A 20,797-nucleotide genomic window follows, 5' to 3' on the forward strand; every position below is an offset into this window, starting at 1 on the left:
CGTCGGCGGTGAAAAGATTCTATGCGAATACTTCGGGGTCTGCTTGTGCGAAGAACTCCTTATGCAACCGTCGAACGACTTCAGTGGCATCGTCTTCTTCAATCACAAACGTCAGGTTGATTTCGGATGCACCCTGGGAAATCATTCGGATCTTCACGTCTTCCAGTATGCCGAACACTTTTGCGGCGATTCCCGGAGTGTCGCGCAGGCTTTCGCCGACCAGGCAGACGATTGCTTTGCGGCCTTCATATTTCACGTCGGCCAATTTGGCAAGATCGGCAGCTAGCGCGGGGATTGCTTCATTCGTCTCCGCGGTCACCGAAACGCTCACTTCGGATGTCGACACCACATCGACCGCTACCATGTGCCGATCGAACACTTCGAAAATTGACTTCAGATATCCATGCACGAGCAGCCGGCGCGGTGCCGCCACGTCGACGATCGTGATCTTCTTCTTGAGAGCGATTGCCTTGAAAATATTTGAGCAGCGGGGAGCGCGCGCTGTGATCTTGGTTCCTTCGCATGTCGGATTCTGCGAGTTCAGAACATACACGGCGATATTCTTCTGAATGGCGGGCAGCACTGTGGCGGGATGGAGAACTTTCGCGCCAAAGTATGCGAGTTCAGCGGCTTCGTCGAAGCTGATGACCTTGATCCGCCGTGCATCCGGACACAGGCGCGGATCCGTCGTCATCATGCCGTCCACGTCGGTCCAGATTTCAATGCGGGCAGCGTCGAGCCCGGCACCAAAGATCGCAGCAGAGAAGTCCGAACCGCCACGGCCGATGGTGGTTGTAATCCCGGCTCGGTTAGAGCCGATGAAGCCGCCCATGACTGGAACTTTCCCGGACTCCAAAAGAGGCTTCACTTTTTTCTGCAGGCGTTCATTGGTCTCGTCAAACTGAGGGACGGCCTTCGTATAACTGGAATCGGTAAGCAGGCACTGCCGTGAGTCGACGTGCACTCCGGGCAACCCCCGGGCAACGAAAGCGGCGGCCACGATTTTGCTGGAGAGCATTTCGCCGAACGACGCAACCGAATCGTATGTGCGTGGCGTGATCTCGCCGACCGCACCAATGCCGCGCAACAGTTCGTCCAGATCCTCGAAGTCGGCACCGAGTCCGCTGTGGAACTCCGTGAACAACGCGGTGCCCAGCAATTCTCCAGCAGTTTCGTAGTGGCGCTCGCGTAGTGCGCGCGACATTTTCAGAGCGGTCTTACGATCGCCACTGCCGGCCGCTTTGCCCATCGCAAGCAGGGCATCGGTCACCTTAGCCATCGCGCTTACGACTACGACCGGACGATCTGCCAACCGGCCTTGCACAATCTGGCCAACGCGATCAATCGCCTTAGCGTCCTGTACGGAGGTCCCGCCAAATTTCATTACGATCATGGGCGGGGATCCTCACCGGGATTTAGGAGGCGACTCTGCGTCTGGGCGGTCAATGTGAATTGAGCCTTCACCCGAAATACCCTTTCGCTTTCAGCAACTCGGCGTTGAGTAGTGCTGCACCGGCAGCGCCGCGAATCGTGTTGTGCGAGAGCAGCGTAAATTTCCAGTCCAGCACATTGCATTTGCGCAAGCGTCCAACCGAAGTCGTCATGCCGCCGCCGGAATCCACGTCCAGCCGGGGCTGCGGACGGTCCACGCCCTGCAGATAGATGACCGGTTGCTCGGGAGCGCTCGGCAGACGAAGGCGTTGCGGCTCAGCGCGAAAATCATTCCATGCCGCAATGATTTCTTCCGGCTGGGCTTTCGTTTTCAGGCGAATCGAAACTGATTCCGTGTGCCCATCTTCCACCGCAACTCGATTGCACTGCGCGCTCATCGCGAAGGGCGCGGGAACAATGCCATTCCCGTTGAGCTTTCCAAGTAGCTTCTGCGTTTCCTCTTCCATCTTTTCTTCTTCATTCGAGATGTAAGGAATCACATTGCCGAGGATGTCGAGCGAAGCCACGCCGGGATATCCCGCACCGCTGACCGCTTGCATGGTCACGGCCATGACCGTCTCCAGACCAAACTTCTGATGCAACGGGGCCAGAGCCAGGACCAATCCAATTGCCGAACAATTGGGATTCGTTACCGCGAACCCGCCACTCTTTCGCCGCCAGCCTTGCACTTCAATAAGAGGAATGTGATCGGCGTTGACCTCGGGAATCACGAGTGGGACGTCTGACTGCATCCGCAACGCGCTGGAGTTCGAGACAACCGCGCAACCTGCTGCCGCAAACGCCGGCTCCATCTCCTTGGCGATGGCCGAATCGAGCGCCGCAAAGATAATCTTGGGCGCGCCCTCTGGCGTGGCCGGGGACACTGTCATCTGAGCGATGCGTTCCGGAATCGCGGTTTTCAAACGCCACCGCGCCGCCTGCACGTAGGGCTTGCCTTCCGAGCGGTCCGAAGCCGCCAACCACGAAACTTCAAACCACGGGTGATGCTCCAGCAACTGGATAAAGCGCTGCCCGACGATGCCCGTGGCACCGAGAATTCCTACAGATAGTTTGTTGGACATGGTTAATCTTTTATTTTATAACAGGCGAATTTCCGGACGAGAATTGCTTCCAAGGCACCGGTTCGGAAGGGCGGTGTCAGCGGTCCGCGCGAAGAGGTCGATCGAGTCTCGAAGCGCGCAAATAATGTTGTTTACAGAGAACTGAGAACCGGGAACTGAGAACTGTTCTTAGAGTGGTCCCCGGCCGATGTCATGCGGGAGGAAGTTTTCGTTGAGTGGGCCAAAGCGGCGTTTTTCGACGAAGATACGCCAGCGCCGCCAGACGATCCGCAAACTGGCCATTACTGGGATAGAAAGATAGACACCCAGAACGCCAGCGATCTCACCGCCCGCAAGCACGCCGAAAAGCGCAGCCAGCGGATGCAGTTGGACACTGCCGCCCATGACACGGGGTGAAATCACGTAATCCTGCACCAATCGCCAGATCACCAGGAACAGCAACAACAGAGGCCAGTACGGGTATCCCGCCAGGACCGCCACGACTACCATCGCGATTCCGGCTACCAGCGGTCCGACTACCGGCACAAATTCCAGCACTCCGCCCGCAGTCCCCAGCACCATTGCGTAGGGGACGTGCATGATACCTAAAACAGATGAATAGACGACGAGCGACAATCCAGCCAGCGTCAGCTGAGCGCGAATGAATTGGGCAAGCATCTGGTTCAGGTCGCGAAACACATCCTGCAGGAATTCTCTTTGCGAGCGCGACTGAACCAGCGAGACCAGGACCTCATTGAAATTTCCAGCGTCCATAAGGAAGAAGACTGCCAGAATGGGGACAATAAACAATACCCACACTTCCTTGGCGGTCTCCGCGACCCGAACGCCGATGCGTTGCGCGATGACCAGAAGTTCCTGGCTATGGTTCTTGAGAACTTCCTGCATGCGGTCTTGCGTCGCCTGGCTCCAGCCGCGCTGTATGCCGATGTCGACCGCGATCTGTCCTGAACTCACTTTGGTGGTCAGTTCCGGCCATGATTCGCCGAGGCGAGCCGCCTGCCGGGTGACTCGTGGGCCAACAAAAAACACGAGCAGGATGATCCCCGTCAGCAAAAGTAGATAAATGACCGCGATCGCTCGCCCCCGGCTGCGCAAAGGCTTCTGCAGTCGCTCCACCGCTGGATTGATGAGGTAGGCAAAAAAGATTGCAAATAGAAACAGGATCAACGTCTGGCGAGCGACGTAAAGGAACCCGAGGCCCAAGGCAAACAGGGATGCCGTGAACAGAACCTTAGTCGTTCGTGAGTCAATGATAGTCAATGGCAATTCGATCGAAGCGAGCTAAGCGTGCTCGCAGTACCTCGGAACATCGTAACGCCGCTGTACTCGATGCCCAAGTTCCTGAAGGAGACGCCCTTCAGTATGGTCTCACGTTCCGAGCGTAGACCTTAGTCGCGAATGACTTCGGTTTTTTCTGCAGGAATCGAGATGCGCAAGACCTTGAAGTCGTCGTCAAACCAGATCAGCCAACTTCCGGTTTCACTTTTCAGTTCCAGCTTGCTCATTTCCTTCTCAACCTTACCAACCATCATCTTTTCACGACCCAGGAATTCCATGCTGGCAGGCGCGGAAGAGTGCTGGTGAGGATTCATGGTTCCGAACTGCGCTCGCTGCTTTACGGGACACTGGACCTGCCCCTTTTCACTCTTGCACGTGGAGCCGAGATACTTCCACGCCAGCACTTCACGGTGCACAAAAAAATAGTCGTCCAGAATGTTGGTGGAGACGGGAAGCAGGTACGGTTGTTCCTGTTCTTTATCTTGCGGCCCGGCGCTGTACTTTTGCGTGAGAAATTGATCGTTCGGAATCACTACGGACCGCGCTTTGCCGGGACTCTGTTCTTTCCATTCATAGCGACGGATCTCTCCGCCGCTGGTGAGCTGCAACTCCGAATCCTGCACCGCCTGGCCCGAGTCGCCGTCGGCCTTAAATTCAGATTGGATGACGCTACCACTCGCGGTTTGCGTAATTGAGAAAGTCTCCGTACCCACCCTTCGCCCGTTCATGAATACGCCGAACGATCCGGAGTCAACCTTCTTTCCATCCGCTTCTTTTTCTTTCCCGGCAGGAGCTGCCAGGGCCACGCATGAAGACGAAACCGCCAGTATGAGAACGCACCACCGGGACAACTTCACTAGGATCCTCCTGTTTCGGAACTGTGATTCGATCCAGACGAAGAGCCAGGCGCAGACTCCGTCCAGCCCTGCATTCGTTGTAACGCCAACTGGATCTCGGCGCAAATTACCGATGGGTCTTTCGCGGATGTCTCCACCGTGAGGGTTGCCTTTTGGTAGAAGGGAAGTCTCTCCGCATGGAGCTGGGCAAACTGATCGCGATCTTTCCGAAGTGGACGGATTGCCGGGTCCTCAACGCAGCGCCGCCACAATTCTTCTACAGGGGCTTGCAGGAACACCGTCGGCCAGGGTCGCAGTAGTTCGCGGATATTGCTCTGCGCGAACGCACCGCCTCCGAGAGCAACTACGCTGTCATGCTTCAGCGATTTGGTCAGGTCTTCGAGCGCGGCAGTTTCCGCTGCTCGAAACCTTGTTTCGCCGTGTTGCAGGAAGATTTCGGGAACGGTCTTTCCTTCGCGAACTTCCACGCGCGCATCCAGGTCCACGAACTCCCAGCCCAACCGGCGGGCAAGTTCCTGTCCCACGCTGCTCTTACCCGAGGCCATGAACCCTACCAAGAACACAGCTCGCGCTCCCATGGCGCTCCGTGACGCTGGGCGCGTATCGGTTCGACACGCGCTTTGCGCCCTCTTGTTTCCTTCAAAATTTGAGATATTTAGCGTTGTTTGAGGCGGATTGTACCACTGATCGACTTGAGCACGACCTCGGAAGCAGCCTTCCCCACAGTGCCAAAGAAGGAACGTCCCAATTCGGTTGGGAAACGGCTGTGCTCCTTCGGTTTCAGAGTAACCTCGCTGTTCACAGACCCCTGCATGGAACGGGCGCTGAAGTCAGCCGACGTCTCGGAAGGAACCAGTGCTTCGATGTCGCCGGTGTGGGTTGTAAATGTATACGAACCGCTGGAACCAAAATTCCCGTCGTAGAAGACTTTGCCAGATCCTGAATCCACCTGTACATGCGGACCCGTAACAGAATTCAGATGAACTTCGCCGCTAATCGAGCTGATCTCGATGTGCCCATCCCGCACGTCGCTGAGCGTGACATTGCCGCGCATCGTCTTGACGTGCACGTGACAGTGGCTCACGTTGCGGACGTTCACTACGGCGTCCGCTCCGCCGAGAGTCAGATCACTTTGCATCCGCTCGACTGAAATGGGACCGCTGCCCGACGTGAGGTTCAAGGGGATATTCGTCGGAACCGTAAGTTCATAGTCGACTCGGCCGGACTGCGCGTCGGCACCTTTCAGCAAATGAGATTCGAACTCAAGGCGATCCCCTTCGTGAGAAGGGTCCACCTCAACCTTATCGGAATGCACAATTGCCACCACCAGAACCTGGTTGGAGCTGCCCGGCTTGACCGTAATGGCGCCATACTCGTTGTCGACCACGATGTTGGCCTTCGGTCCGACCGTGAAACGGAATTCTTTCCTGGTTTCGGAAGCTGCCCCCGTTACCAGACAAGCAGCTACGACTAGTCCCGCGATTGTGCTGCGTTGCATACTCGCCATCCCTTTTGTCCGGACCGGGCCGGCCTGTTCGGTTTTATTGAACATGATCCAGCGCCATCTGGTAGAGCATTTCGCGTTGTTCGTTGGCTTCCATCAGATGTTGCCGTGCGTCTTCGTCGTCCGGATTCTGCTTGAGATACTTCTGTGCATCCTGGATATAGGAGTTTACTGCTGCCAGTTGCGTCTCATACGCCGATCGCATTTCCGGCGGAACCGCGCTCAGCAATTGCTGGTCTGACGCCAGCATGAGCGGAGCATGATCGTCGGGCGCTCCCGGCCTGGCCGCGTTTGTCGTCTTGGCAGTCACGGCTGGCGTTGCCCGCTTTTCAGTGGCGACGGTTGACGACGCAGAAGTCTTCGCTTGAGCCGAATTTTGAACCGATACCGCCGGCGGAGTCTGAACGGCCACCGGGCCAGCCGGTTTTGGCTTGAGTGAATAGGAGCCGGCGGCCACGATTGCTGCCGCCACCGGCACTAGCCACCAGGCATTCCATCGGCGTCTCGCGCTCGGCACTAGAACAGGACGCGCGGGAGCAACCTCCGCTTCACGGATGATTCCTTCCGCGCGCAGTTCCGCTGCAATCTTTACCCAGACACGCTGGGGCGGTTCGTCAGCTTCCGTTAACTGCCGCGACTCGCTGGCAATCAACTCCAACTCCGAAACCAGTTCCGAGCAATCTGGACACGACTTCAAATGTGCCTGATATTCAGGATTCCCGCTGCCATCAATCGTTTCCGGCAGAGCCTGCTGTAAGTCTGCGCAATTCATGCTTCCTCTCTCCCCAATACCGCGACTGCGCTTACGCCTGTTTCTCGGCCTTTTCGGCTCTCATGAACTTCAATGCATCGCGCAGCTTCAACCTTGCCTTGTGGAGCTGCGACTTGCTGTTCCCAATCGAGCACCCGACCATTTCTGCGATCTCGTTGTGCTCGAAGCCTTCCACATCATGCAACACAAAAACCGTCTTATAGCCCGGCGGCAATTTTTCGATCGCCCTCTGCAGTTGCAGCCGGTCGATCGAGCCGGTGAGTTTCAAATCCGGCGCTCCCAATTCTTTCCGCGGCGTCTCTTCGTCGGTCTCCAGTGTTTCTTCCAGCGAGACCAGCGGCAGACCCTTCCGGCGCAAGTTCATCAGGACGACGTTCACGGTCATCCGGTGCAGCCAGGTCGAAAAGGCGGACTCCCCCCGGAAGGTTCCAATCTTTCTGAAAAGCTGAAGAAATGCTTCCTGGGCCAGATCTTCGGCCTGTGCGGGATTGGAAACCATGCGTAAACATAGCGAATACACGCGACGCTTATGCAGGTTGTACAAGGCTTCGAATGCAGCCTCGTCCCCCTGTTTCGCTCGCTCAATCGCGTCTGCTTCTAGAGCTTTTGCTTGTTTCGGGTCGGTCAAGTCGCCTTTTCCGGCCGCTTACTGCGTAAGATGCGGCATCAAACTCTTTTCGTTGTACGCTTTGCGGACGCAGCCGCCGGCGGCAACCGCCACCCTGGTGGCATCCAGAATACCAAAACCTGTTGCTTCCCGGCAGGTTACAGGGATTGAGCTGTTGCCTTTGCCGGGTCGGTCACCATCGTAACCACCTGAAGCCCTCAGAAACCGGAAGAGGCAGCCGAGTATTCAGGTTCGGGTTCTCTCATCCACCGTCGGGCGACAAGTTCACTTCAAGGGCCTGGGGAGGCATCGGGGACGACCCCAAAAGTTGTGCACACAGGGACTGCCAGGCCCCAATCGGCATGATCATGGCATGGGCCGCTTCGATCCTTCCAGAAAGCACCGGGGGAGGCGCGAACCCATAACACTGTCCCTCTGGGGGAACGAGGCCTATTTTATGAAGTTGAAACACCACGAGCGATAGCAAGTGGTCTTCCTGCCACTCGGGCGTATTCATGAGCGCGACGAACTCCTCGGGGGTGTCCGCTAGTTTGATATGTGTCCCTTCCAGCACGGACAGCTCGCTAGTAGATCCGTCTGGATGTCTGAGAAACCAATCTCCGAACTTCGACATGTAGAGGGGCTGCACGCGCCCCGTTACCCATCCAGACCAAAAAGAAAGCCACTCCCGGCAGTCTTGCTCTGGCAGGTTTTGGATCACCAAATCATCCCAGTCGAGTCGTTGCGTCATATCAGGTCTATTCGCTCGATGCCTATCCTTTGGCAGTGATCGTCTCCAGCCCATGGGCCGCCGGGCCTGTCTCGCGCTTTCGGAGCAGGATCGCAAACGTTAATCCCACAAAGCCAAGAATCGAGAAAATCCACATTCCCATAGCATAGCCGCCGGGATTGTTTGGTCCGGCGTGGGAGAAGTCATTCGCCGCACCGATCATCAAGTTCAGCAGGAAGAAGCCAATCTGCTGGATCAACGTCATCAGTGCGTATGCGGTACCCAGCCGGGACTCGTCCACGATGTAGGCGATCGACGGCCACATCACTGCCGGGATCAGCGAAAAAGCGATTCCCATCAAGATCACCGGTACATAGAGTGAAGTGTGCCCGTAAGCCATCAGCAGATACACCGGCATCAGCAACAGAGAGGCGAACATCATGAGCTGCGCCCTTCTGCCGATTTTGTCCGCCAGCAATCCGAAAAGAGGCGTTGCAATCATGGCTGAAAAGGGAAGCAGGCTGTTGAGCGTCCCCGCCTGCTGTAGAACGGATAGGTGAACAGCTTCTGACGCAGAAGGCCCGCCCTGCGCAGCGAGTAGCTTGTTTGTGAACAGGTCGATTGCAAAGGTGCGGAACGGGAAAATCGCGGAATAAAAAGTGAAGCAGAGTGCCACCACGTACCAGTACGACTTATCGAAATTGAACATCTGGCTAAATTCGAGCTTGTCTACCGATCCGCCCTTGCCGAGCGCATAGCGCCTTTCCGCTCGCGTTTCCAACATCCAATATCCGACTGAACAGACGACCGCTAAGACTCCGGCTCCAACGGCAATGAAAAGTGGATCTTGCCAGCTTGGCTCTCCACTTGGTCCTTGTGGATAGAATGCCCGCTTTGCCCATGTTGGAGAGTTGTCAGCGGCTACTGACGCCAGTCGAGCAATGGTCAAATTGATTCCAAACGCAAAGCTGAGTTCCTTGCCCTTAAACCACTTCGCCAGGGCAACTGTAACGGCCACGATCATGGATTCCGCGCCCAGTCCCAGTACGGTGCGCCCGGTGATCATCAGAATGACGTTGCCGCGTGCAGCCGTGATCGCGGCTCCCGCCAGGCAAAGCACGGCGAAAAATGCCAGCGCCTTTTTCGTGCCGATGCGGTCGATGATGATGCCGCCGATCAGGAGCGTGAGGACCGCGGCCACGCTATAGCTGGCGTTCAGCCATCCGAAAGCGGTTGCCGAGAACCCTAGCTTGTCGATGAAAATTCGCTCGAGCGCATTGATGCTGTCGTAAATGTAGTAGTTGCCGCCCTGCGCGAGACTGATAAATACGAGGACGATCCAACGGTAGGCGCGGGACGGTTCGGGACGCGCAATCTCAGCCATGAAGGTACTCATCCCCGGCGCTCGATGGCGCCTGCTTCGAAAGTGTGGAGAGAATCAACGGCACGAAGATAGCAGATGAAAGCAGGGAAGTGCTTGAGAAAGAGTTGTCGCAACGCCAAAAGGAAAGGCTCCCGCTGACTGCGGAAGCCCATCTTCTTCGTCACTGGAGTTTGTGACCGGTTGCGTTTAAAGCTTTTCTGATTTGCCCTTCATCTTCACGTTTCCGTTGCTCTGGTTCTGGCGTTCGACATCGTCGTTGGTGTAAGTCCGGCCGGCCTTCTTGCCGCCTTTGGCTGCCGCAGCGACGCTGCCTCCATTCACGGTATGTTCGGAGCCTGAGAAATAGATCCACTCCGCATGTGCTTCCTGGCGGGCGCCATGTTCTTCGTGCATGGCTTGCATCGGGTGTCCTAGCGGTTCGGCATAGAGGTGAATCGCCGACGACGTCCGAGGAGCATCGCCGCCCTGGTACCACACGGCTTCGGTGTAGACGGAGCTGGTATTTCCGGAAACCTGCGAGAGAGTTGAGTTCGTCGCTCCGGCAACCAGGCCAGTCGTGGCATTGGAGGCGCCGACGGGGTTGGGAGAAACCTGCTGCAACGAAATCATCGGAGTCGTTGCCAGTGGAATAAAGGGACCGCATCCGAAGGAGCAGGGCCCATAAACCCCGGGATGACCGGGATGCTGAGCAAACGCCGAAACTGCAATCAAAACCACCGCGCACAGAACAAAATAGGGTCGCATACTACCTCCACAGAGGGTACAGATCAGTGATATCCGTGCAGTTTGTTGGCCAGATTACAAATGGCCGGCTCGCTCCCACGATGTTCGGAGATTTCCTGCACTCTCGGCTAAACAACTGAGATCAACGCGTAAGCGCGGCGAGAGCACTATGCAAGCCTCTGCGCATAACCTGAAGGAAAGTGTTGTGCACCGAGGACGAGTTGTCCACCATTCAACTGCCTACGTACCTCGCGTACAGGCTTCTGGCGACGGCCGTGTCGGTGGTCCCCTTGATGATCGCGCGTCCGTCGGGAAACAAAGTCATCTCGTACGGGTCGTGCCAGAACTTCAGGACGAACTCGTTGTGACGCACAGTCCCATGAGGCTGGAGCCGGGTCTTCATCTCGGCGAAATTGATGGGGCGTTGCTGTTCGTGGATTTGTACGGAATTTCGGCCGCACATCGTGATGTGAGGACGCCCCTCACCCGCCAGATGAATAAAGTCTCGCAAACCGCAGGCCCGGCAACCGGTACGCGGAGTGGCCGCAGCAATTTCCGCGCGCTCGTTTTGCCAGACATCCCACGAAAGGAGTGTCCGCCGCATCTTGGAGCGGGTGCCCGTCAAGAACTTCAACGCTTCGGTGGCCGCGAGGGATGCCACCAGGTTCACGGCCGAATTCAGGATGCCCGCGGTCTCGCAGGTTTCCACCGTCCCACGTGGCGGATCGGGGAAAACGCAAGCCAGGCAAGCCGTTTCTCCGGGAAGAATATTCAATGTGACCGCGTAGCTGCCAACGGCCGCCGCATAAATCCAGGGCAGGGAATTCTTCACCGCGAAGTCATTCACCAGGTAACGGGTTTCGAAGTTGTCGGTTCCGTCGAGAATAAGGTTTACGCCGTCCAGCAGGGCCGCGACGTTCGCCGGAGTCAGATCCTCTACGTGAGGTTCCACCACGACCTGGGAATTGAAGCGCGCAATCTGCCGGGTTGCGGCAATGGCCTTGGGAAGCGACTCTCGAGCATCGTTTTCGTCGAACAGAGACTGTCTCTGCAGATTACTCGGTTCCACGTAGTCGCGATCGATAATCCGGAGCATTCCTACCCCCGATCGCGCCAGTAGAGAAGCTACTGCCGACCCGGTTGCCCCGCAGCCCACGAGGACCACGCGTGACTGCAGCAACCGTTTCTGGCCCGCCGCCCCAATTCCGGCGAACAGCACCTGACGAGAGTAACGGTCCTCCAGTTCCAAAGACATTACCTGTGCGAGCCTTTCCTGCCAGTATTATAGGTTCCGGTCATCAAACTTTGTCCAAGTCGAGCAACATGTGACGGTTGCCCATCCATCGAATAGAAAAACGTCCGCCGGAGGTCGATCGGAATTCGTGGAGGGATTGTTGCGGCTAACCGGCGCCACTCTGGTTCTGGCGATAGTAGTCATGTCTAGTTCGCTCAGTGGGGCGCAGGTGTCGACACCCCAGGAAAAATCAGCGCCGGACTCGCCGTCTCAACTCGGCACGATCTCCGCATATCTCGGTGTGCCTGTCACCGAGATCGAGATTCCCGGCGTTCCTTCTGAGGATGCCGCGCATCTGCTGGCCGCCACGCCTCTCAAGCTAGGCGAACCGCTGACACGCTCGACATTGCATGATGCGATGCAGTCCCTGTTTGCCACGGGGCGCTTCTCGGACATTCAGGCTGAGGCCGAGCGTTCCACCGCCGGCGTGCGGTTACGGTTCATCACTGTCCCGAATTATTTCATCGGCCAAATTACGGCGGACGGTGTTTCCAGTAGTCCTTCTCCGAACCAGCTCGTGACCTCAAGCCGCCTGCAACTGGGCGAACTCTATTCCCAGGACAAACTCGACAAGGCGCAAGCCAATCTGCAACGTGTACTTGAGGACAATGGATTTCACCGCTCGAAGATTTCCGTTTCGGTGCAACGTACTCCGGAGCAGCACCAGATCGATTTAACATTTCACGTAGAGCCCGGCCCGCGTGCCACCGTAGGACAAATCGTTTTAGAAGGCGATGCCGGGTTCTCCAAGGAAGAACTGGAAGAGATTGCAAAATTTCATCCCGGCGAAGGCGTCGCTGCCACTCGTCTGACCCGTGCGCTCCAACGGATTCGCGCGCGCTATCAGAAGCAGGATCGCTTGCTCGCGCAAGTCTCGGCCGCAGTCCGCACCTACCGTACTGAAAACAACACGGTGGATTACACCTTCAAGGTGGAGCGTGGCCCGGTCGTCGAAATTGCCGCAGATGGATTCGATGTCAGCCAGCGTCAGCTTCGCAAACTCGTTCCGATCTACGAGGAGGGCGCGGTCGATGATGACTTGCTCAACGAGGGCCGGCGGAATCTGCAGAACCACCTGCAGGCTCTCGGTTACTTTTCAGCAAATGTTGCCGTGAGCCAACGCGGTGCGCAGGACGGGAAAAATCTGCGCGTCATCTATGCCATCACTCCCGGCGACCGCCACCGGCTTGCGGCCATCCGAATTTCGGGCAACAAGCTGTTTGAAGACGATCTCATTCGCGGGCAGATGCTGAGCCAGCCGGCTGGGCGCCTCTTCAGCCACGGACGATACAGCGATGCGCTGCTCGAAGGGGATGTTCGTAACATTCAGGAGTTGTACCGCTCCGCCGGTTTCCGGCAAGTACAAGTGACCAGCAAATTGCAGGACAACTATCAAGGCGATCCCGTGCAGATTGCCGTCAATATTGAAATCCAGGAAGGCCCGCAGACGCGGGTGAGCTCGGTGAGCATCGCCGGCAACTACAACATTCCGACGGAGCAATTGACTCCCAGGCTTTCCACGGAAGAAGGCCAGGGGTTCAACGAATCCAGTCTTTCCGATGACCGCGACACAATCCTTGAAAAATATTTTGACAACGGTTTTACCAACGCGACGATCGATGTCAGCTACGTTCCGGATGCTGGCTCAACAGCGGAGGCGCCGGGAGTCGGCGTCGTTTTCAATATCCACGAGGGCGAGCAATTTTTCGTCAGCCGTGTCTATCTGAACGGCTTGCACTACACGCGTCCCGGAGTAGCTCGGCGCGAAGTGCGCGTATTGCCGGGCGCTCCGCTCAGCCAGCAGGACATGCTCGAATCCCAGCGCAGCCTCTACAACCTGGGTTTGTTCAACGAGGTTGACACCGCGATTCAGAACCCCGACGGCACCGAGTCTCGCAAGAATGTGCTGGTCTCCGTCCGCGAAACCAAGCGTTATACCTTCGACTACGGAATCGGATTTGAATTTCAAACGGGACAGCCTTCGGTCGGTACTAACCAGCCGCTTGGCCAGACCGGTGTCAGTCCGAGGGTTTCCTTTGGAGTGAGCCGTCTTAATATTGGGGGCCGTCACCAGACAGTAAGCGCAAAGACCAGCCTTAGCCGTCTGCAGCAAAGAGGACTGATCAGCTTCGAAGCTCCCAAGCTGCTGAACAAGGACTTGAATTTTTCGATCCGTCTGCTTTATGACAACACCGTCGATGTCTCGACGTTTACCTCGCAACGTACCGAAGCCACTCTGCAAACGGTCCAGATATTGAAAAAAGTTGGAGACCGCGAACTGGATAGCATGGCCTATCGCTTTTCCTATCGGCGGGTCCAAGCGAGCAACATTCAAGTGTCCGACAATCTCGTCCCGTTACTTTCCAAGCCGACGCGCGTGGGCGAGCCGAACTTTCTCTACGTGCGCAACCGGCGTGACAACGATCTGGAAACCAATCATGGCAGCTACACCACGTTCGAGGGCGGGGTCGCGGCCAGCTATTTCGGTTCGGAAGCTGATTTCAGCAGATTTCTGGTCAAGAACTCGACGTACTATCCTTTCCTGCGCAATCGCCGCAGCGGCACGTCCTTTGTGTTCGCCCGTTCCACGAGCGTAGGCCTTGAGAATCCCTTCGGAGATACGGTCTTGCAGGGCCCGTCGGACCAGATTTCCCCTGGACATACTCTCATCCCTCTGCCCGAGCGGTTCTTCATGGGCGGCGGCAGTTCTCATCGGGGCTTTGGTTTGAACCAGGCGGGGCCGCGTGATCCCTTTACTGGATTTCCGATCGGAGGCAGCGCGCTCTTCCTGAACAATGTGGAACTGCGTTTCCCCAGCGTCGCCCTGCCGTACCTGCACGACAGCATCGGCTTCACGGTCTTTCACGACGTGGGGAATGTGTTTTCCACTCCGCAGAACATGATCCAGAGCCTCGGGCAGTGGCATCAGCCGAATCCCGACGCCTGCAAGAATCAAAATGGAGCTCACAATGAATTTTCGGAGTGTAACTATAACTATGTCTCGCAAGCGATTGGCTTAGGGGTGCGTTATCAGACACCCATCGGGCCGTTGCGCCTGGATTTCGGCTACAATCTGAATCCGCCATTCTTTCCAAGTTTTACGAACATCGTGGTGAACCAGATCGACGGAACCCGTACGGGGCAGTTTGGTTTTCAGCGCGCCGGGCACTTCAATTTTTCGTTTAGCATTGGACAGTCCTTCTGATGAAAGTCTGGAAACATTGCGCATTTTGGCTGGCGTTGAGCGCTGCGTTCGCGACAAGCGCAAGCGCTGGTCAAGTTGTGGATCGCATGGTCGCCAATGTGAATGGCCACATCCTCTTGCAGAGCGACTGGGAAGAGGAACTGGCGTTCGAGTCTTTCGTGAACGGCCGCTCACTGGATTCGTTCACGCTCGAAGAGCGGAAAGCCGCTCTCGACCGGCTCATCGATCAGGAACTGCTTCGCGAACAGGTGCGACCCTCTGAAGGCGCGCCCGCCAATGAGATTGCCGCGCGTGTGAATGAAGTTCGTAAGCTCCATCCCGAAGCCGCAACAGATGAGGGATGGCGCGCTGCCTTGCTGCATTGCGGACTCAACCAGTCCGACTTGGAGAAGCGCCTCGGCGAAGGTATCCAGTTGATGCGGCTGGTCGAAGCCCGCTTGCGACCTTCGATCCAAATCGACCAGAAGGCGGTCGAGTCGTACTACCATGAACAACTTATTCCTGAACTGAAGAAGGCAGGCAGCAAAGAAGTCGGACTGCCCGAAGTTTTTGGTCATATTAAAGATCTGCTTGCCGAACAACGCCTGAACCAGCTTCTCCATGGCTGGCTCGCGACCTTACGTTCCGCAAGCCGCATCCAGACTGCGCAATCTGGCGGCGGAGATCAAACCCCTTGAGTGAGCCCACTCCTGCTCAACGCCGCAGCTGGTGGAAACTGTTTCGGCTGTTCTGCCTTTTTGCTGCTGTCGCTTTGAGCCTGCTGGGCTGGTATGTCACCACCGATTCTTTTCAGCAAATGGTTCGTCGTCGCGTGGTCGCCGCCCTTGAGAAGGCAACGGGCGGCCGCGTCGAGATTGGCCAAATCCACACGATTCCGTTTCGCCTCCGCGTCGATGTTCGCGATCTGATCATTCATGGGCGGGAGGCCGCCGACCAGGCGCCCTATCTGCGTGTGGACCGCGTGCTGGTTGAAGTGAAGATCATTGCTCTGTTCAGCACCGAGATCGGCTTGCATTCGCTGCTGGTGGAACATCCCGTCGCCCACATCATCGTCTACCCGGATGGATCGACGAACCAGCCCACACCGCCAGTCAGCCAGTCTCCGGGCAAAGAGCCTGTCGACGAACTCTTCTCGCTGTCTGTCTCCGAGGTCGGAGTGCAGCAGGGCGAATTGCAGTGGGACCAAAGGAAAATACCCCTCAATCTGAACGCCCGCAACGTCGCACTGAAGCTGAACTACTCGTTTCTCCATGGTCAGTATGAAGCTCACTTTTCTGTCGGCAGCGCCAGTACCCGCATTCGTCAATCTCCGCCCTTCGCCTGGCGAGCGGATACCGCACTGGTCCTCGCGCGCGATCATGCCGACATCAGCGCGCTGAACTTTGCTACCGGAAAATCGGAAATTCATTTCACAGGCCGCGTGGTGGATTTTCACAATCCGCAGGCCACGGGCGACTACCGCGGAACACTCGATGTCGGAGAATTAGCAGCACTCGCGCAACAGCCTGAATTTCGCAAAGGGACAGCGCAATTCGGCGGCCACGGTTCCTGGAGCCTCGCGACCTTTTCGGCGGATGGAACCCTGCTCGCCAAAGACATTGAGTGGTCCAATGGGCAGTTAAAAACGCAGAATGGACGTCTCGCGGCGACGTATTCCATTACCCCGGACCGTTTCCGCGTTGCGTCGATCAAGGCCAGCCTTTTCGGCGGCGACTTGCAAGGCGACGTCGACGTGGCCAACTGGCAGGCTTCGATGGAGTCCGCGCCCAGCAAGAATCGTCCAAGCAGTGTCGGACGAATTTCTACCGTGAATCCGCAACGCGGATCGGTGCGCCTGCAACTCACAGGCTTTCCCATTGCACCCGTGGTCGCTACCGTGAGCGCCCGCAAGGTTCCTCTCGATCAGCTGAATTTGTCCGGAACGACCAGCGGGAAAGTGGATGTGCTGTGGGTGGGCTCGATCCACGATGCCGAGACCCGCGTGAGCCTGGCGATAGCGGCGCCGGAAAAACCGCAGCCCGGACAACTGCCAGCGCGTGGTGAACTCTCCGCGATCTATCGGGGATCGCACGATGAATTACAGGTCGATCAGTTTCGCCTCAATACGCCTGCTTCTGAGATCACAGCGAGCGGCAGTTTGTCTTCAACTTCTTCGTTGAAAGTCGCCGCCACCAGCCACGACCTGCGCGAGTGGCGCCCTTTGATCCAAGCGGCCTACGGATCCGGTACTCTTCCTTTTACGATTCACGGTTGGGCGAACTTCAACGGCCTCGTCACGGGCCGTCTTTCCTTCATGCAGGTGAACGGGAACCTCGAAGTGTATGACTTCGAAACTGCTATCCCGATCAATGAGCACCAGCCTGCGACGGTGATTCACTGGGATGCGCTTACCGCCACCATCCAATATTCCAGCAAGAATTTTGCAGCGCACAACGGCGTCCTGCTCCACGGTAAGACCAGTGCGCGTTTCGAGTTGAACACCGCGTTGACGGCAGGAGCTTCGCAACTCGACGGTCCGCTTACATTCCATGTCGACCTGCGCAATGCAGATGTTGCCGAAGTCTTGCAGCTTGCCGGATCGACGATGCCGATCAGCGGTGTGGGAGACGTTTCCTTCAATGTGACGGGCACTCGCGCGCATCATCAGGGACAGGGCCATATTGAGGTACGCGACGCCAGAGTCTACGGATCGCCCGTTCCGATTCTCCGCAGCGACGTCCATCTCACAGAGGACGAATTTCAATTCAACAATCTGGCCACCAGTGTGTACGACGCTCCTGTGACAGGCAGCGGCGCTGTGAACCTCTCCACGCGCGCGTTTCGCGCGAATCTTTCCGGGCGCGATCTGGATCTTGTCCATTTCCCCAAGCTCCAGACCGGGCGTGTCACGGTGGACGGCCGCGTCGACTTCAACGCGCAGGTCAGTGGTACAACGGAGCAACCCTCCGTCGAAGCTCACCTTCATGTGCGTGATCTTGCTTTTGACAAGGAGCGTGCCGGAGATCTTTATCTCGATGCAGTTCCGCAGGATCACCAGCTGGCCATTCAAGGACACACGGAGTTCGACAAAGCGTCCCTGAAAATCCAGGGAACGATCCAAATGGAGAAAGACTTCCTCGCCGATCTGGACCTGTCATTCCAGCATCTCGATGTCGATGCGCTCCTCAGCGTTTACCTGCCGGGAAAGATTACGGGGCACTCTACCCTGGCAGGAAAGCTTGCCCTGCATGGCCCTCTCCGCGATCCCCGGCGGCTGAGCGCAACTGCAACGCTCGATTCCCTCGATTTCGAAGTCACACATGTGCGCCTGCAGAATGCCGAGCCTGTGCGCCTCGAATTGGCTGATCAGGTTCTCCGCATCGAGAGCTTCCATATGTCCGGTAGTGGAACCGACTTCACAGCCCATGGCCGAGCGCAGCTAACCGAGCCGCGAGCCATGGACGTCCGTCTCGATGGCACGGTCAACATGGCGCTGTTGCAAACCATCAATCCAAAGATTTCCGCGCGCGGCATGCTCAACCTCAACCTGACTGCCGGCGGCACCTATTCCAACCCGGTCTTACAGGGGCGCCTCGAAGTCAAAGATACTTTCGTCAGCCATAATGATTTTCCGAGTGGACTAAGCGATCTGAACGGCGTTCTCCTTTTTGACCAGAACCGCATCCAGATCGAGAGCCTGAACGGCACCACCGGCGGCGGCACGATCGCGCTCACGGGCTTCGGCAGCTACCAGAACGGCACCTTCCAGATGGACATTGCGGCCAATGCCCAGGGAGTCCGGTTGCGCTATCCGCCGGGCGTAAGTTCAACTGCGAATGCAAACCTGCGTCTATCCGGCTCGTCGAACGCTGCGCTGCTCAGCGGTGACGTGCTCGTCACCAAATTGGGGGTAACGCCGGGCTTCGATTTCGGCGCGTATCTGGAAAAGAGCAAGCGCTCGATCACGGTAGCTGGAGCCGATACGCTGGAGAGCCGTCTCCGTCTCGATATTCACGTCCAGACCATGCCTGAATTGCAGATGCAGACTGCGATTGCGAAGCTTTCGGGCAGCGCTGACCTGCGGGTTCGTGGTACCGCTGACCATCCGGTAGCGATTGGACGAGTGAGCGCCAATGAAGGCGGCGAGATTTCTTTCAACGGTACAAAGTACCGGCTGGAACGCGGCGAAGTAACCTTTTCAAACCCGGCCAAGACGGAACCCATCATCGACATTCAAGCGGCCACCCGCGTTCGGGACTACGACATCACCGTCAACATCAGCGGCGACGTGACCAAGACCAACAACCTGAAAGCCACGTGGCACTCCGAACCTCCTCTGCCAGAGGCCGACGTGATTGCCTTATTGGCACTGGGCCGCACACGCGAAGAATCGGCGCAACTGCAGGGCAGCGGACTATCTTCCGGTTTCGGAGGAGAAGCATCCAATCTATTGATCAACGAAGCGTTGAATACAGCCGTCAGTAGCCGGGTACAGCGCTTGTTTGGCGTGAGTCGCATCAAGATCGATCCACAGGGCCTGACGAGCGAAACCAACGTGGTCCGCGGACCGCAAGTCACGATTGAGCAGCAAGTCGCCAGCAACCTCACCATCACTTACAGTACGAACGTCTCGGTTGCAACGCAGCAGATCATCCAGGTGGAATACAACGTCACCAGAAATGTGTCGATCGTCGCACTGCGCGACCAGAACGGAGTAGTCAGCTTCGACGTAAAGATCCGCCAGCGCAAGCGCTAGAAAGAACCAGTTCTCAGTTCTCCGTTCCCAGTTCTCAGTTGCGTGATGCAAATCTTTCGAACGCGTTGCGATGGCGCTTTTACAGAGAACTGAGAACCGGGAACTGAGAACTTCGTTACTTCCCCTTGACATAAACCGTCAAACCATTAACCCTATTGGTTTTCACCTTGGGTCCGAAGGCGGGACCGGAAAGAGCAAATTTGCGAGTTCGCGTTTTCTACCACGACAAATGTTTTGACGGTGCCTGTTCGGCTGCGCTTTTTTCGCGTTTTTACCGCGAGCGCGTCCGCGATGATGGAGAGTTCGTCTACACCGGTCTGCTGCACCGCGCCGGGGCTTTGTTCAACGAGAACGATTTTGACGGCGACGAGAACGCCATCGTTGACTTCAAATATTCCAGCTCGCCCAAGATCACGTGGTGGTTCGATCATCACGAGAGCGCATTTCTGACGCCCGCGGATGCCGCTCATTTCGAACGCGACCCAAGCAATCACAAGTTCTATGATCCCGCGTACAAATCCTGCACCAGCTTCATTGCGATGATCGCCGAGCAGCACTTTGGGTTCGATCCGCGCCCAGTTGCGGAACTCGTCCACTGGACTGATATCGTCGATGGGGCACTTTACGAAAGCGCGAAGTCCGCTGTCGAAATGCAAGCTCCGGCCATGAAATTGACCATGGCAATTGAAGCCGTGCAAGATCCCAATTTCGTCAAGAAAATGATTCCTCTGCTGGCAACCCAATCCCTTGCCAGCATCCTCGAAGAACCGTTGGTCGCCGCCGTGTTGCCGCCACTGTTGGAACGGCATCAACGCTCGGTGGATATTTTGCGCAAGCGTTCGGTGGAGGAGCAGGGAACCATCTTTTTTGACCTCACGGATCTCGAACTCGAGGGTTACAACAAGTTCATCCCGTACTATTTGCATCCGGAATCGATTTACAGCGTGGGACTGAGCAAGAGTTCCTTCCGGGTAAAGGTATCGGTGGGTTCGAATCCGTGGTCGAAGCGCGAGCCGACCGTGAACCTGGCGAAAGTTTGCGAGCGCTATGGCGGAGGCGGCCATGCTCGGGTAGGAGCGATCTCGTTCGATGTCACGAAGGGCGACGACGCCCGCAAAGCGGCAAAAGAAATTGTCGAAGAGTTGCGCGCCAGCGTGCAGCCGTGACCGTACGCCGCAATACGATGTTGGGAAAC

16 protein-coding genes are annotated in these 20,797 nt (G+C 56.9%); 4 read left to right on the plus strand and 12 right to left on the minus strand.

The genetic code is table 11. The features are described 5' to 3' along the window. Nucleotides 1–19: 19 nt before the first annotated feature. From lysC to HY010_09540, 12 genes are all read right to left on the minus strand, one after another. Nucleotides 20–1,393 carry a lysine-sensitive aspartokinase 3 gene (gene lysC, locus HY010_09485; protein ID MBI3475953.1) on the minus strand — a complete coding sequence of 458 codons (1,374 nt, stop codon included), beginning with the start codon at nt 1,391–1,393 and terminating at the stop codon, nt 20–22. Nucleotides 1,394–1,460: 67 nt separating this feature from the next. Then, nucleotides 1,461–2,513 (minus strand): aspartate-semialdehyde dehydrogenase, encoded by a 1,053-nt coding sequence (gene asd, locus HY010_09490; GenBank protein MBI3475954.1) that lies wholly within the window; start codon nt 2,511–2,513, stop codon nt 1,461–1,463. A 168-nt stretch (nt 2,514–2,681) separates the two neighbouring features. Then, entirely contained in the window at nt 2,682–3,773 is a 1,092-nt protein-coding gene (locus HY010_09495) for an AI-2E family transporter (protein ID MBI3475955.1), read from the minus strand. Nucleotides 3,774–3,901: 128 nt separating this feature from the next. Beyond that, complete coding sequence (locus HY010_09500; protein MBI3475956.1) at nt 3,902–4,648, minus strand: hypothetical protein; 747 nt, start codon at nt 4,646–4,648, stop codon at nt 3,902–3,904. Further along, the gene (locus HY010_09505) at nt 4,648–5,193 is read right to left on the minus strand and encodes a shikimate kinase (GenBank protein MBI3475957.1); all 546 of its coding nucleotides are present in this window, start codon (nt 5,191–5,193) and stop codon (nt 4,648–4,650) included. Before HY010_09505 ends, HY010_09500 begins: the two co-directional genes overlap by 1 nt. 110 nt (nt 5,194–5,303) lie before the next feature. Then, complete coding sequence (locus tag HY010_09510; protein ID MBI3475958.1) at nt 5,304–6,146, minus strand: DUF4097 family beta strand repeat protein; 843 nt, start codon at nt 6,144–6,146, stop codon at nt 5,304–5,306. Between the two features lie 43 nt (nt 6,147–6,189). Continuing rightward, complete coding sequence (locus HY010_09515) at nt 6,190–6,924, minus strand: hypothetical protein (GenBank protein ID MBI3475959.1); 735 nt, start codon at nt 6,922–6,924, stop codon at nt 6,190–6,192. Nucleotides 6,925–6,955: 31 nt separating this feature from the next. Continuing rightward, complete coding sequence (locus HY010_09520) at nt 6,956–7,552, minus strand: sigma-70 family RNA polymerase sigma factor (protein MBI3475960.1); 597 nt, start codon at nt 7,550–7,552, stop codon at nt 6,956–6,958. A gap of 241 nt (nt 7,553–7,793) precedes the next feature. Continuing rightward, the gene (locus HY010_09525; GenBank protein MBI3475961.1) at nt 7,794–8,282 is read right to left on the minus strand and encodes a DUF1851 domain-containing protein; all 489 of its coding nucleotides are present in this window, start codon (nt 8,280–8,282) and stop codon (nt 7,794–7,796) included. Nucleotides 8,283–8,304: 22 nt separating this feature from the next. Then, a complete protein-coding gene (locus tag HY010_09530; protein MBI3475962.1) occupies nt 8,305–9,657 on the minus strand; it encodes an MFS transporter in 1,353 nt (450 codons plus the stop codon). Nucleotides 9,658–9,831: 174 nt separating this feature from the next. After that, nucleotides 9,832–10,389, minus strand: coding sequence for a hypothetical protein (locus tag HY010_09535; GenBank protein ID MBI3475963.1), 558 nt, complete (start codon nt 10,387–10,389; stop codon nt 9,832–9,834). Between the two features lie 211 nt (nt 10,390–10,600). Next, the gene (locus HY010_09540; protein ID MBI3475964.1) at nt 10,601–11,623 is read right to left on the minus strand and encodes a ThiF family adenylyltransferase; all 1,023 of its coding nucleotides are present in this window, start codon (nt 11,621–11,623) and stop codon (nt 10,601–10,603) included. 181 nt (nt 11,624–11,804) lie between these two features. On the opposite strand from HY010_09540, the gene HY010_09545 reads away from it, so the two are divergent. The 4 genes from HY010_09545 (at nt 11,805) to HY010_09560 (ending at nt 20,768) form a co-directional block, all read left to right on the plus strand. After that, the gene (locus HY010_09545; GenBank protein ID MBI3475965.1) at nt 11,805–14,867 is read left to right on the plus strand and encodes a BamA/TamA family outer membrane protein; all 3,063 of its coding nucleotides are present in this window, start codon (nt 11,805–11,807) and stop codon (nt 14,865–14,867) included. After that, on the plus strand, nt 14,867–15,544 hold the full coding sequence (locus HY010_09550; GenBank protein ID MBI3475966.1) for a hypothetical protein: 678 nt from the start codon (nt 14,867–14,869) through the stop codon (nt 15,542–15,544). The genes HY010_09545 and HY010_09550 overlap by 1 nt, the downstream gene beginning before the upstream one ends. Next, a complete protein-coding gene (locus tag HY010_09555) occupies nt 15,541–19,602 on the plus strand; it encodes a translocation/assembly module TamB domain-containing protein (protein MBI3475967.1) in 4,062 nt (1,353 codons plus the stop codon). The genes HY010_09550 and HY010_09555 overlap by 4 nt, the downstream gene beginning before the upstream one ends. Nucleotides 19,603–19,802: 200 nt before the next feature. Further along, nucleotides 19,803–20,768, plus strand: coding sequence for a phosphoesterase (locus HY010_09560; GenBank protein ID MBI3475968.1), 966 nt, complete (start codon nt 19,803–19,805; stop codon nt 20,766–20,768). The last annotated feature ends 29 nt before the right edge of the window (nt 20,769–20,797 follow it).

The sequence above is a fragment of the Acidobacteriota bacterium genome, assembly GCA_016196065.1.
Classification (GTDB): Bacteria; Acidobacteriota; Terriglobia; order Terriglobales; family Acidobacteriaceae; genus Acidiflorens.